The sequence below is a fragment of the Kordiimonas aquimaris genome (assembly GCF_025574485.1).
Taxonomy (GTDB): domain Bacteria; phylum Pseudomonadota; class Alphaproteobacteria; order Sphingomonadales; family Kordiimonadaceae; genus Kordiimonas; species Kordiimonas aquimaris.
Genome location: NZ_JAOBPO010000002.1, coordinates 774,605 through 788,528 on the forward strand (window position 1 = coordinate 774,605; position 13,924 = coordinate 788,528).

Sequence of the window (13,924 nt, forward strand, 5' to 3'; positions counted from 1 at the left end):
AGTGATTACTGCACCATATTATCAAGACAAGCATATCGGGGTTTTTGGCCTTGCGCGGACAGGCGTTGCCGCTGTTCACGCACTTGTTGCATCGGGTGCAAAAGTGATGGCTTGGGATGATAATCAACAGTCATGTAAACAGGCAGGTGAGTTTGCTGGCAATCTGTATGACGCAGATTTCTCTGAGTTTGATGCACTGTTGTTGGCACCAGGGGTGCCTTTAACATTCCCAACGCCACATAAATTGGTAGAAAAAGCTGCAGCAAATGATGTGCCCCTGTTGAGCGATGTAGACGTTTTTCAAACTGCACGGGATAATCTTGCCCCCCATAAAGTAGTGGCAATTACCGGCACCAATGGCAAATCTACTACAACGGCGCTTATTCACCACATTGTTGCAACGCTGGGCATGCCTGCTGAAATGGGGGGAAACATCGGCACAGGTATACTCTCGCTTGATCCATTACCAAAAAAAGGCGTGTACGTTTTTGAACTGTCTTCTTTTCAGCTAGAACTTACACAGTCATTTGACGCAGATATTGCTATATTATTAAATGTCTCGCCTGATCATCTGGATCGCCACGGCGACATGAAATCATATGTTGCCGCAAAAGCTCGTTTGTTCGAGATGCAGTCGAGCAATCGTACTGCCGTTATTAGTGTTGATGATGAGTACGGTCTTGCAATGGCTGCTGCTTGTAACAGCAATATTGTGCCGATTTCTGTTCAACAAACTGTTGAGGGCGGTATTTATATTGACGATGGCATGCTGGTGGATGACATCAAAGGTAAAGGCCGCATTGTTGGTGATGTCGCTGATTTGGTGGCGCTTAAAGGCGTTCATAACTGGCAAAATGCTGCCGCAGCATATGCCGCATGCCGTAAATTAGGTCTCAAGTCCAAATCTGTATATGAAGCAATGAAAACATTCCCCGGATTGGTGCATCGTCAAGAGCTTGTGCCGACTAAGTGTGATTTTAGTGTTGTGAATGATTCCAAAGCGACAAACGTTGATGCAGCTCTGCGTGCGCTGAGAACATTCCCGCGCATAAGGTGGATTGCGGGTGGACGTTCCAAGGACCGTGATTTTCAAGCGCTCGCAAATGGGATAAGTGCCGTTCGAAAAGCATACCTGATGGGTGAGCATGGTCCTGACATAGGCGAAGCGCTTCCAGATAATCTTTTGCAGCAAAAGTTTAAGACGATGCAAGAAGCAGTAACATGCGCTATTGACGATGCGGAAGAAGGTGACACGGTTCTTTTGTCTCCGGCGTGTACAGCTTTTGATCAGTTCGCAAATTTCGAGGAAAGAGGCGACGCGTTCAAAGCACAAGTGGCCGCAACGGAGAAGTGTCAATGATCGCATTTTCCAGAAATGATAATTCCGTACTTTCTCGCTGGTGGTGGACAGTAGATCGTTGGATGTTAGTGCTGGTTCTGGCATTGACGATGGTAGGCATATGGCTGACACTAACAGCCAGCCCAGCAGTCGCAGAACGTATCGGACTGGGGTCTCTTCACTTTGTTAAGAAACAGTCCTTTTTTCTGACACTTGGACTTGGGGTAATTATTGCAGTTTCCATGATGTCTGCTGCAATGGTGCGTCGCATGTCAGTGATAGGTTTTCCCATTGCGTTGATCCTGGTTGTGGCCACTTTGTTTGTTGGTCCGGAGATAAAGGGAGCAACTCGCTGGTTGCCGCTCGGTGTTTTCACGTTGCAGCCAAGTGAATTTCTCAAACCGTTCTTCATAGTTACGACAGCTTGGGTATTGTCTGCCGACTTTGAACAGGATGGTTTGCCAGCCAAGCGCGTTGCAACAGCACTTTATGTTGCTGTAGTTGGTTTGCTGATTCTGCAACCAGATTTTGGTCAGACCGTTTTGGTCAGTGCAGTTTGGCTTGCTCAAATGGCTTTGGCTGGTCTACCGCTTGCATGGCTTACACTTGCGGGTGTTGTCGCATTAATGGGCGTGGGTCTCGCCTACGCATTTTTGCCACATGTAGCCAGTCGCATAGACAGGTTTATTAACCCAGCAAGCGGCGATACATTTCAAACAGACAAGGCAATGCAGGCATTCGAATCTGGCGGTATGCTTGGTAAAGGCCCAGGTGAAGGCGCTGTTAAACTTCATTTGCCGGATGCTCATGCTGATTACATCTTTGCCGTCATCGGAGAAGAGTTTGGTGCGATAGCATGTGTGATGCTGTTAATGCTATTTGCCGGAATTGTGATGCGTGGTTTGTCTCATTTGGTAGATGAGGAAAATCCGTTTCGTATGCTCGCTGCTGCAGGGCTTATAGCGCAATTTGGTCTCCAAACACTGATCAATGTCGGCGTCAATCTTGCAATTCTCCCGTCAAAAGGCATGACACTTCCTTTTGTTTCTTATGGCGGGTCTTCAATGCTGGCGCTAGCGATTGGTATGGGCATGGTACTTGCCCTTACGCGCCGCAACCGTTTTATCCAGGCGAGTGTGGACCCACTTGGATGGAAGGCGGCGGAATAATGAGCGATGCTCCATACATTATTTTAGCGTCAGGCGGTACAGGCGGGCACATGATGCCAGCTGAAGCTGTTGCGGATAAGCTTGTTGCTGCTGGTTATGAGGTTACCCTTGTGACTGACAAACGAGGCGGCGCTATTGGTAATGTATTCCGCACAATCGACCGCAAGGTGCTGAATGCCAGCAGTCACATGAGTGGTGGTTTGGTTGGTAAAGTCGCGTCTTTATTTAGTATATTTTTCAGCACTATTGCTGTGCGAAAAATGTTCAAGCTTCGAAAGCCTACGGTTGTAGTTGGCTTTGGTGGATATCCTTCGCTTCCTGCTGTCTTGGCAGCACGCTTGATGAAAATACCATATGTTTTACATGAACAGAACGCTGTGCTGGGGCGCGTGAACCGTAAAATGGCGAAGCGTGCAGAATTAGTCGCTTTGAGTGTTGAGAAGACAGAATTAGTCCCCGATGATGTGAACACCATCGTCACAGGTAACCCTGTGCGCACACTTATCGCAAACTTGGCTAATATTGCCTACGCTGTACCGATGGGTTTTGGCGATATACGGCTATTAATTCTGGGTGGTAGTCAGGGTGCTCGCATTATGTCAGATGTGGTGCCAGAAGCACTTGCTGGTCTTAGTGATGATTATCGTGAGCGATTAGACGTAATGCATCAGGCAAGACCTGAGGATGTTAAACGTGTAACAAGCGCGTATAAAAACGCTGGTATTCGTGCAGTGATAGAGCCTTATTTTGATGATGTAGGCGGGATTTTGCTTAAAGCGCAGCTTGTTATAGCGCGTTCTGGCGCCTCTACTCTTGCTGAACTGACGGCAATGGGTCGCCCTGCCATTTTAGTGCCTTTAGCGATTGCTGCAGATAATCATCAAGCAGCAAATGCTGCAATTATTGAAGAAGCAGGTGCTGGTTGGTTAATTGAAGAGAGCGACTTTACGGCCGAGGCTCTGACTAAACTTCTAGATAAAATGTTTGAGGACATGGGTGATATGCGAGATGCGTCAGATGGCATGCGCACACTTGCACGACTTGATGCTGCGCAAATGCTTGCATCGGAAATCATTGCTATTGGTGATAAGGACTCGATTGTACGATGAAAAACGTACCTTTTGATATTGGTGTTGTTCACTTTGTTGGTATTGGTGGTATTGGTATGTCCGGCATCGCCGAAGTTATGCATAACCTCGGTTATAAAGTTCAAGGATCCGATCTATCAAAAAATGCCAATGTTGAGCGTCTTTGCCATTTGGGTATTGACGTTAAAATAGGACAAAAAGCGGGCAACCTTGATAGTGCCAAAGTTATTGTCGTTTCATCGGCAATAAAGTCTAACAATCCGGAAATGCAAGAAGCTAGACGCCGTGGTTTGCCAGTTGTACGTCGCGCGGAAATGCTCGCGGAGCTTATGCGTTTGAAATGGTGTGTATCCGTTGCGGGCACTCACGGTAAAACCACAACCACTTCTATGGTGGCGGCTGTTCTTGAGGCCGCGTCTATTGATCCAACAGTTATCAATGGCGGCATTATTAACAGTTACGGCACAAATGCCCGCCTTGGTGAAAGTGACTGGATGGTTGTTGAAGCAGACGAGTCTGACGGTACTTTTGTCAAGCTACCTGCAACAATTGCTGTTGTAACAAATATGGACCCAGAGCATTTGGATTTCTATGGCACCTTCGATGCTGAGAAAGAGGCCTTTCGTCAATTCTTGGATCGTGTCCCGTTTTATGGATCAGCAGTTCTATGCATTGACCACCCAGAAGTGCAAGGCCTTATAGGCTCGCTGCAAGGCAGAAAATTTGTAACTTACGGCATGTCCGCTCAGGCTGATGTGCGAGCGCATAATATTGTTTCAAAACTGGGAACAACCACTTTTGATGTAACGGTACGGGGCCTTGGCGGTGAGCAGGATACGATAATCCAGTCTGTAAAATTACCAATGCCGGGTAATCATAATGTCCAGAACGCACTGGCCGCAATTGCGGTAGGTCTTCAAATGAATATTACTAGTGACGTTCTAGCAAATGCGTTTGCTGGCTTTAGTGGGGTAAAACGCCGCTTCACCATAACAGGGCAAGCTAACGGTGTTACGGTTGTTGATGATTATGGCCATCATCCGGTGGAAATTGCTGCTGTTTTGAAAGCCGCTCGGGACTCGTTTGATCAAAAAGTTGTCGCAGTTGTACAGCCTCACCGTTATTCCCGTTTGAAAAGTTTATTCGAGGACTTCTGTACCTGTTTTAATGATGCAGACGTCGTGATCGTCACACCTATTTATGAAGCTGGTGAGCAACCTATTGAAGGTGCTAGTCAGAATTCCTTGATAGAAGGACTACTTGCGCGTGGACACCGACAAGTTGATGCAGTTGATGGTCCTGATGGTTTGGCAGAAACAGTAGCGAAATACACGAACGCTGGTGATGTGGTTGTTTGTTTGGGTGCTGGATCTATTTCTGCATGGGCAAATGCACTACCTGGCCAGCTCGAGGAAGTGGGAGGTCAATTGTGATGCAAGCATCTTTCTCATCGTTTCTTGATGCATTACCGCACGTAAAAGGGCGTTTGGTAAAAGATGCGCCGCTTGCAAGACTTAGCTGGTTCAGGACAGGCGGCGCAGCTGACTTGTTGTTTGAACCTGCTGATGAAGCTGACCTCATCGCATTCTTGAAAACCGTACCGATAAAAACACCCATTACAGTTATTGGTGTTGGGTCTAATTTGTTAGTAAGAGATGGTGGGGTGCGAGGCATCGTTATTCGCCTTGGACGCGGGTTTGCCGACATCAATATTCGCGGCAACGTTGTTAAGGCTGGTGCTGCAGCTATGGATGTTCATGTTGCCAAAGCAGCTGCAAAAGCAGAAATGTCCGGGCTGGAGTTCTTGGTTGGTGTGCCAGGTACCATTGGCGGCGCTATACGTATGAACGCTGGTGCATACGGTGATGAAATTAAAGATGTTTTAAAGCATGTCCATGCCGTTGATCGTTATGGACATCTTCATGAATTTTTGCCAGCTGATTGCGGTTTTAGCTACCGCCATTCAAAGCTTGATGATGACCTAATAATTCTTGGCGCTTCTTTTAATGTGGTGGCAGGTGATGAAGAAATTATTCTAGTGAAAATGAACGAAATATCGAATTCACGCGCAGACAGTCAGCCACTAGGTACACGTACTGGTGGCAGCACGTTTAAGAACCCTGACGGAAAGTATGCTTGGGAGCTAATCGATCAGGCTGGATGCCGTGGCATGCGCATAGGTGGCGCTCAGGTTTCGGAAAAGCATTGTAACTTCTTGATTAACCACGGTGATGCCACGGCGGAGGATATCGAACGCCTTGGTGATGATGTGCGTGCAAAGGTTTTGGCACATAGCGGTGTTGAACTTGAGTGGGAAATAAAACGGATTGGCGATTTCGGTGACGGAGACGCCAAATGATAGAAGCTGTAAAGCACAATAAATCTGTCGCGGTATTTTTGCTTCTGCTGCTGGGAATCAGCATCAGTGCCGAGGTTTGGAAAGCGCAAACAAACAATCTGATTATCGAAACAACACGTGACGCTGGCTTTGTTTTAAGTGACTTGAGAATTAATGGCCTTAAGCGCACAAGGCACGATAGTATCTTGGCTGTGTTGGATGTTGATGATGGAATGCCGCTGCTATCAGTTGATTTGCTGGCTTTGCAAAAGAGAATTGAAGCGTTGCCATGGGTCAAGCGTGCAGATGTTAGTCGTGTTTTACCCGGCGGATTAAACATAAATATTACAGAGTGTAAGCCCTTTGCGTTGCTGCAATCTGATGGAAAAGTTGTGCTGGTTGATCCGGACGGTATGGTCATAACTGATAGAAATTTGGCGGAATTCTCTGATTTTCCATTACTGGTTGGAAGCTTGTCACCTGCAGATTTACGCCATTTTGAAGGCTTGATGACTGCAGCTGCTGATGTTGCAGTGCGCGTAAAGTCTGCGGTGCGCGTTGGGGACAGAAGATGGGATCTGATTTTTGACAATGGAATTCGCGTTAAATTGCCGGAAGATATAACGCGCGGCTACGACGCATCGGTTGCGTGGGAAAAGTTCATAAACCTCAATAAAGAATACAAACTTTTGGCGCGGGAAATCAGCGTGGTGGATATGAGAACACCAGACAGGCTGACTCTGAGAATTACGCCGGAAGGCCAGCGCCAGATGGCAGGTAAAGAGAGAGTATTGTAACGAACATGATTGCAAAAAACGGCAAACAAGAAAGTATTGTTGCAGCACTTGATATTGGTTCGAGCAAAGTCGCATGCTTAATTGCTGAAATTACCGAAAATGGGCAAGCCCGTGTTCTAGGTGTTGGCAATCGTACATGTGACGGTGGTGTTTCCAGCGGAACTATTGTGGATATGCGCACAACCGAAAATGCAATTAAAGCGGCTGTTGACCAAGCTGAAAAAATGGCTGGGCATACAATCAGTGACGTATTGCTTACCTTCTCTGGTGGTGACCCTAAAAGTCAGGTTATTGAAGTAACGGTTGATGTAACTGGCCATGCTGTTAGCAGTGATGATATTGACAAAGCACTTACCAAGGCAAAAGCAGAGATTGATCCTGAGCAAGGTGCATTGTTGCATGCCTTTCCAGCAGCCTATGCTGTTGACGGTAATTACGGCGTTAAGGCGCCTAAAGGTATGTACGGTAAAAAGTTAAGCCTTGCTCTGCTAGTTATTACCGTTGATCCAGGACCTCTCCAAAACTTACAAGCATGTGTCAGACGAGCACACCTTAACATACCTGATGTGGTGTTAACTCCATTCGCGGCAGGTCTTTCCACTCTCGTAGAGGATGAAATGAAGATGGGCGCCGCTTGCATTGATATTGGCGAGGGGACGACCGGTATCTCTATTTTTGCGCAAGGTGCGCTTGTTCATGCAGAAACGCTGCCCATAGGTGGTGGACAAATCACAGATGTGATTGCGCGCAACTTGCTGACGCCCTTTGACCAAGCTGAACGCCTCAAGACGTTTAACGGTGCGGCGATTGTTGACCCTGCAGATGAGCGACAGGAGATGGAAGTTCAACAAGTCGGTGAGGCAGGCCGTGATAGTCTTGTACGCATGCCGCGCAGCAGCCTGACGTCTGTTATTCAAGCTGAGTTGGAACTTTTGTTTGCAACTATCAGTGAGCATCTAGATGCATCCGGTTTTTCAGGTGTAACTGGTCGGCGTGTTGTGTTGACAGGCGGCGTTGCCAACTGTGAAGGGATTAGGGACTTAGCTGGCAAGATGCTTAATCGCCGTGTTCGTATTGGTAAGCCTCAATTCGTTGATGGGTTGCCTCAGGCTGCGCAGTCGCCGAGCTTTGCTGGTGTTGTTGGTTTGGTATTGTATGCGGCCAGTGGCACGATTGAAGATGTAAAAGATAGAAAACAAGAAGTAAGTGAACCAAGCGGTGAACTTGGTGCATTAGGCCGCATAACGCGGTGGTTAAGGGACAATTTCTAACGGGCAAGAGATGGCCTCGGTGCTGGCATGCAGGCACTATATAGGCTAACATGATTTGAAACGGAGGAACTGGGCAATGTCTATTGATTTTGGAAATACTGAGTTGACAGAACTAACGCCGCGTATCGCAGTAATTGGTGTTGGCGGCGCAGGTTGCAATGCTGTTAACAATATGATCAGCGCGCAACTTCAAGGTGTCGACTTTATTGTTGCAAATACAGACGCGCAAGCACTGGCAAATGCTGATGCAGATAATCGTATCCAGCTAGGTGTCGAAATCACCCAAGGCCTAGGCGCCGGTGCTCAACCAAAAATTGGTGAAGCTGCTGCTGAAGAGGCACTTGAGCGTATTGATGAAGTATTGGCCGGTTGCCATATGGCCTTTGTTACAGCGGGAATGGGAGGTGGTACAGGTACTGGTGCTGCGCCGGTTATTGCTCGCCGTGCTAGAGAAAAAGGCATTCTGACTGTTGGTGTCGTCACAAAGCCGTTCCAGTTCGAAGGTGGTCGTCGTATGAAGATCGCCGAGGCAGGTATTCAAGACCTGGCGGGTAATGTTGATACACTGATCATTATTCCAAATCAGAACCTGTTCCGTGTCGCTAATGAACGCACAACATTTGCTGACGCCTTTAATATGGCAGACGAAGTGCTGCATTCTGGTGTGCGCGGTATTACAGATTTGATGGTTATGCCCGGGTTGATCAATCTTGATTTCGCCGATGTTCGCACAGTGATGTCAGAAATGGGCAAAGCAATGATGGGGACAGGAGAAGCAGAGGGTGACAACCGCGCTGCTGATGCTGCTGCTGCTGCAATATCAAACCCATTGCTTGAAGAAGCGTCACTTAAAGGTGCCAAAGGAGTTATCATTAACGTGACAGGTGGTATGGATATGACCCTGTTTGAAGTTGATGAAGCGGTTAATATGGTGCGTGATCAAGTGGACACTGATGCTTTAATCGTGTTCGGTTCGGCGTTTAATCAAGACCTTGAAGGCAAGCTAAGAGTTTCTGTTGTTGCAACAGGTATTGAGGGTAGCGGTGCAAGCTTGCCTATTCCTGAACCTATTCGGACAAAAGAAGAAACACCTGTTGCATCTGAGTCTGAGATTGAAGTGTCTGAAGAAGTTTCTATGGATACAGCAACCTCGGATGAAAGCGTCGATGTTGAAGAAGAAACCACAGCTATTGATACAGACGTTGAAGAGGAAGTAATTGAGGATCTCACGTTACCATCATTTGCTGATGCAAATGATGCTGAAGAAGTAGCCGGTTCTGTTCAAATAGAGGATACACAATCAACTCTGGATCGCATTGCTCGTGATTTGCAGGGGAGAAACAAACCAGTAGTAAATGAAGAGGAAGATCTGGAGGCGAAAGCGCTCCAAAGCCAAGGTGATGATCTTTTTGTTGCTGAAGCACCTATGGCGCCAAAGGTTACATTTACAGAAGCCTTACAGCCAAGTAGGGCAAACGAAGAGGCTTATGTTTCCGATACGCAAGACCGGGAAGAGCGAGCAGTTGAACAACCTGTTGTTGAAGAAGAACATCCGCAAAAACGAAGCTTGTTCCAAATAATGACATCAAGTCTTCGGCCTCAAGATGCTGAAAAGCCTTCGGTTGTTACGCCATCTCCGGCGAGTAATGATTCTGGTGCATCGCAGGAAGTGCATTCCCAAGACGCTATTGGTGGTGTTTCTGCTGAGGACAGACCTGCGCCAGCCGCTAAATCAGAGCAATTGGAAATCCCCAGTTTTCTGAGGCGGCAGCAAAACTAAAGAAAACACATGAATATTATAAAAAAGTCGGATTTTCCGGCTTTTTTTATACGCGAAGCAAAAGACCTGTTGTTTAGCTGTTCCAGCGTTCTAATGCTTGCTCATCAGCGGCTTTGGCTTCTACCCATTGTTCTTTTCCGGCGGTGGTTTCTTTTTTCCAGAACGGTGCATTCGACTTTAGAAAATCCATCAGAAAATCAGCAGCCTCAAATGCTGCGGATCTATGGCGGGAAGCCGTTATCACCAGCACAATGTTATCCGCAGGCTTAAGTGTGCCAAAGCGATGAATGATGCGGCAACCAATAAGTGGCCAGCGCTTTTCTGCTTCATTCGCAATACGTTCTAATTCTTGCTCTGTCATGCCGGGGTAGTGCTCAAGCGTCATAGATCTAAGCGATCCATCAATGTCTCGCACTGTACCTATGAAGCTAACAACAGCACCTATGTCCTGATTGCCTGCTCGTATGCAGGCCACTTCTGCATTGAGGTCAAAATCATCAGTTTGTACAGAAACGTATGCCATAATAAAATTCAGCCACCAGTAACAGGTGGAAAGATTGCAATCTCGTCATCAGCGCTTAAAGCATGATCATGTTGTACATGTATTTGATTTACAGCGACGCGAACGAGGCCGCGTACATCTAAAGCAGCAGCATGGCCTTCACTTGACTTTGATAGATAATCCAGCAAGTCAGCTACGGTTTTAACGGTGTCAGGCAAAGATAATGTTTCTTCAGCTTGACCAATGTTTTCTCGTATCCATGAAAAGTATTTAACAATCATATTCTAAACCATGTGTTTCAAGCCGGTGCGAAGATAATCGTATCCAGTATAGAGAGTTAGAGCTGCTGCTATCCATAAAAGGGTGAGGCCAATCTCTAGTGCAGGCAAGCCAAATACGGGTGCACCTTCTGACCAACATAAAGCGCCGAGCGCAATCATTTGAACAGTTGTTTTCCATTTTGCGAGGATGGTGACAGGCACACTGACCTGAATGCCCGCAAGAAATTCCCTTAAGCCTGAGACTAATAGTTCCCTGCACATAATAATCACGGCGGCAAGAACATGAATACCTGACACCCACTGAATGCTTACCACCATCATAATGACGGCACCGACCATTAGCTTATCAGCGATTGGATCAAGAAATTGTCCAATTTTTGATACGTTGCCTGTTGCGCGAGCCAGATAACCATCAAAAAAATCTGTAATTCCAGCCAAAGTAAATGTGATAAATGCCACATGACTACCCAAGGGTTGCTCCATAAAAAATGATGCAACCAAAACCGGTATGACAAAGATACGTGACAAAGTCAGTATGTTGGGTAAGTTCCACATGTGGTTTTCCAATGACCTTTAGGCGACTACCATACTGTTCCCATTCGTTTCGTCAACGCATTGCGCATGCAATTGGCCGATCGTCACGCGAAGTTGTTATAAGTGCTTATTAGAATAAGTAACCAATAAAGGATCATGATGTTTATTCGTGAAAATGGTCATAAATTTGCTGGGCGATAGCCTTTGATATGCCATCAACACTTTCAATGTCACGAACATCTGCTCCAATTACAGCTTTGGCGCTGCCAAAGTGATGCAAAAGTGCACGTTTACGCTTGGGACCAATGCCAGGCACACCATCAAGTGGAGACTTTTTAACATCCGCCTTTCTACGCGCACGGTGCGTGCCAATAGCAAACCTATGGGCTTCGTCGCGCAGGCGCTGCAGATAATACAAGATAGGATCATTATGTGGCATAGTGAAAGTTGAGCGTCCGCGTATATGGAATTGTTCACGCCCTGCATTGCGGTCTGGCCCTTTTGAGATTGCAACTACTGATACATCACCTACACCGAGTTCGTCGAGTGTTTCCCAAACAGCTGACAATTGCCCTTTACCGCCATCAATCAATAAAAGATCCGGCCACATGCCACGCTCACGATCGCTATCTTCTTTCAACAACCGGGAAAACCGGCGCTGCAATACTTCGCGCATCATACCAAAGTCGTCACCTGGCACTAATGTTTCAGATTTGATGTTGAATTTACGATAGCTGTTTTTAATAAAGCCATCAGGTCCGGCAACAACCATTCCCCCGACAGCATTGGTTCCCTGAATATGGCTATTATCATAAATCTCAATTCTGTCTGGCGGCGCATCTAAAGCGAAAGCTTCAGCTATTCCCTCCAATAATTTTGTTTGATTAGCACTTTCTGCCAGTTTTCGCTCTATTGCTTCCTTAGCATTTCGTATTGCTTCCTTAACCGTGTCGGCCTTTTTGCCGCGCACCGGAACCGTGACATCAACTTTTCGCTCCATTCTTTCAGTCAGAGCAGCAGCAAGAAGTGTTTGATCATCGAGTTTATGTGACAGCAAGATGGAGCGAGGGGCGGGTTTGTTGTCATAAAACTGCGTAATGAAAGCCGATAATACCGAGGCAGTATCTTCACTTTTATCGTGTCTAGGAAAATAGGCGCGGTGACCCCAATTTTGCCCGGCCCGGAAAAAGAATACTTGGATGCCAACCTGACCGCCCACCTTGGCTGCGGCAATAACATCTGCCTCATCGACCATAGCGTTAACAATCGTCTGGTGGCTTTGTATTTGGGTCAAGGCATTTAGTCTGTCGCGGTAAACGGCCGCGGCTTCGTATTCCATTTCGTCGCTGGCTGTTTGCATTGAGGCAGCAAACTTTTTCTGAATGTCACTGGTCTTTCCCTCAAGAAACAGGCGTGTTTCTTCGACCATGTCGCCGTATTCGGTATCGTCTACTTTATCTACGCACGGCGCTGAGCAGCGTTTAATTTGATAAAGAAGACACGCACGGTGACGTGTTTCAAGCGTATTGTCTGTGCATGACCGTAGCTGAAAAACCTTTTGTAACGTGTTAAGTGTGCGGTTAACTGCGCCAGCGTTAGCAAAAGGCCCGTAATAATACCCCTTATGTTTGCGAGCGCCGCGGTGCTTTGTAATTTGCGCCCACTTATGGTCTGTGCGCAGTAATATGTATGGGAAAGATTTATCGTCTTTAAGTAGTACGTTGTAATGAGGCTTGAAACGTTTGATTAATGACGCTTCAAGTAGCAGTGCTTCGGCTTCAGTTCGTGTTGTAATAAAAACCATGCTTTTTGTGGCAGAAACCATACGCTGTAAGCGATTGTTTAAACGGTTAACTTGCGTGTAGCTTGTGACGCGTTTCTGGATGTTTTTTGCTTTGCCAACATAGAGAACATCACCATGCTGATTTAGCATGCGATACACGCCAGGTGCATTTGGCGCGGTCTTTAGATGTGACCGAATAATATTAATGCCGTCTGCGAGATTTAGAGCGATCACTTTGTGCGCCTTTATTATCATTGAGCGTCTATTTTTGACAGAAAATCCAATAGAATCAATGTGTCAGTATAATCGATATAACAAGCTTGTGAATTGTTCACGGAATCTGTGGATAACTATGTGCAAAACTCTTGCCACAAAACTGCAACATCGCTGTAATGCTAGGTTTTACACGAGTTGCCTATTTTTTAGGCAATATTTTTAAGCCATTGTTATATATACCTTTTTAAGAAGTCCAAGGTTGTAACTTAAATAAATTTATTTTGTTAGCTTGCAGCAAAATTAGACGTGTGGCAGGCATTGATTCGTTGTGAACAACTGAATGGTGTATGAAGCTAAAACTTCAATTATTACCAATTAGTTAAGGCATTTACGTCTGTTTTGTTTGATTTTTTACCGTTCACGTTCGATTTCAACACCAACGCTGCCAGCTTCCGGTACAGCCTCTAGTTTTTCAACCATGACGCGTGCCTTCATAACGGATGAATTTTGCATTGTCATGTCTGCAATTTTCTCTGCAAGAGTTTCTACAAGGTTGATATGACCAGCTTCAATAATGCGACGAATGCCTATAACTATTTCGTTATAACAAACTACTTTTTCCAGCTGGTCGCCGTGATGCTCGCCGTGTTCATGGACAACTAAATCGACAGTGATGCGAACAGCTTGTGTTTTACCTTTTTCATGTGACCAAACACCGATCTCGGCTTGCGTAACATAATCATGGACAAATACGCGGCGTGTTCTCTCACGGCTGTCTGAAAAATGCACAACATTGGTTGACTTATCTGTCTCTTCATACGGCATA

General features: G+C 46.3%; 13 protein-coding genes. 8 read left to right on the forward strand and 5 right to left on the reverse strand.

From position 1 onward, the window contains the following. The first annotated feature begins 1 nt into the window (after nucleotide 1). The 8 genes from murD to ftsZ all read left to right on the forward strand — a co-directional run bounded on the left by murD (nucleotide 2) and on the right by ftsZ (nucleotide 9,782). Nucleotides 2–1,360 carry a UDP-N-acetylmuramoyl-L-alanine--D-glutamate ligase gene (gene murD / locus OEU88_RS09330; RefSeq protein ID WP_262694887.1) on the forward strand — a complete coding sequence of 453 codons (1,359 nt, stop codon included), beginning with the start codon at nucleotides 2–4 and terminating at the stop codon, nucleotides 1,358–1,360. Then, nucleotides 1,357–2,508, forward strand: coding sequence for a putative lipid II flippase FtsW (gene ftsW, locus OEU88_RS09335; RefSeq protein WP_262694888.1), 1,152 nt, complete (start codon nucleotides 1,357–1,359; stop codon nucleotides 2,506–2,508). The genes murD and ftsW overlap by 4 nt, the downstream gene beginning before the upstream one ends. Further along, the gene (murG, locus tag OEU88_RS09340; RefSeq protein ID WP_262694889.1) at nucleotides 2,508–3,617 is read left to right on the forward strand and encodes an undecaprenyldiphospho-muramoylpentapeptide beta-N-acetylglucosaminyltransferase; all 1,110 of its coding nucleotides are present in this window, start codon (nucleotides 2,508–2,510) and stop codon (nucleotides 3,615–3,617) included. Before ftsW ends, murG begins: the two co-directional genes overlap by 1 nt. Further along, on the forward strand, nucleotides 3,614–5,029 hold the full coding sequence (gene murC, locus OEU88_RS09345) for a UDP-N-acetylmuramate--L-alanine ligase (protein WP_262694890.1): 1,416 nt from the start codon (nucleotides 3,614–3,616) through the stop codon (nucleotides 5,027–5,029). The genes murG and murC overlap by 4 nt, the downstream gene beginning before the upstream one ends. Beyond that, nucleotides 5,029–5,955: a UDP-N-acetylmuramate dehydrogenase gene (gene murB, locus OEU88_RS09350; protein WP_262694964.1), complete on the forward strand. Its 927-nt coding sequence runs from the start codon at nucleotides 5,029–5,031 to the stop codon at nucleotides 5,953–5,955. Before murC ends, murB begins: the two co-directional genes overlap by 1 nt. Further along, nucleotides 5,952–6,731, forward strand: a complete 780-nt coding sequence (locus tag OEU88_RS09355; protein ID WP_262694891.1) for a cell division protein FtsQ/DivIB — start codon at nucleotides 5,952–5,954, stop codon at nucleotides 6,729–6,731. The genes murB and OEU88_RS09355 overlap by 4 nt, the downstream gene beginning before the upstream one ends. Nucleotides 6,732–6,736: 5 nt before the next feature. Continuing rightward, nucleotides 6,737–8,002: a cell division protein FtsA gene (gene ftsA / locus OEU88_RS09360; RefSeq protein ID WP_262694892.1), complete on the forward strand. Its 1,266-nt coding sequence runs from the start codon at nucleotides 6,737–6,739 to the stop codon at nucleotides 8,000–8,002. A gap of 76 nt (nucleotides 8,003–8,078) precedes the next feature. Next, nucleotides 8,079–9,782 carry a cell division protein FtsZ gene (ftsZ, locus tag OEU88_RS09365; protein WP_262694893.1) on the forward strand — a complete coding sequence of 568 codons (1,704 nt, stop codon included), beginning with the start codon at nucleotides 8,079–8,081 and terminating at the stop codon, nucleotides 9,780–9,782. A 73-nt stretch (nucleotides 9,783–9,855) separates the two neighbouring features. Here the strand turns inward: ftsZ and OEU88_RS09370 are convergent, their stop codons facing one another. The 5 genes from OEU88_RS09370 to OEU88_RS09390 all read right to left on the reverse strand — a co-directional run bounded on the left by OEU88_RS09370 (nucleotide 9,856) and on the right by OEU88_RS09390 (nucleotide 13,923). Beyond that, entirely contained in the window at nucleotides 9,856–10,305 is a 450-nt protein-coding gene (locus OEU88_RS09370; RefSeq protein ID WP_262694894.1) for a molybdenum cofactor biosynthesis protein MoaE, read from the reverse strand. Nucleotides 10,306–10,313: 8 nt separating this feature from the next. Further along, the gene (moaD, locus tag OEU88_RS09375; protein ID WP_262694895.1) at nucleotides 10,314–10,565 is read right to left on the reverse strand and encodes a molybdopterin converting factor subunit 1; all 252 of its coding nucleotides are present in this window, start codon (nucleotides 10,563–10,565) and stop codon (nucleotides 10,314–10,316) included. A gap of 3 nt (nucleotides 10,566–10,568) precedes the next feature. Next, complete coding sequence (pgsA, locus tag OEU88_RS09380) at nucleotides 10,569–11,120, reverse strand: CDP-diacylglycerol--glycerol-3-phosphate 3-phosphatidyltransferase (RefSeq protein WP_262694896.1); 552 nt, start codon at nucleotides 11,118–11,120, stop codon at nucleotides 10,569–10,571. A gap of 142 nt (nucleotides 11,121–11,262) precedes the next feature. Further along, a complete protein-coding gene (uvrC, locus tag OEU88_RS09385) occupies nucleotides 11,263–13,116 on the reverse strand; it encodes an excinuclease ABC subunit UvrC (RefSeq protein WP_262694897.1) in 1,854 nt (617 codons plus the stop codon). 393 nt (nucleotides 13,117–13,509) lie between these two features. Further along, entirely contained in the window at nucleotides 13,510–13,923 is a 414-nt protein-coding gene (locus tag OEU88_RS09390) for a dihydroneopterin aldolase (protein WP_262694898.1), read from the reverse strand. Nucleotide 13,924 lies beyond the last annotated feature (1 nt).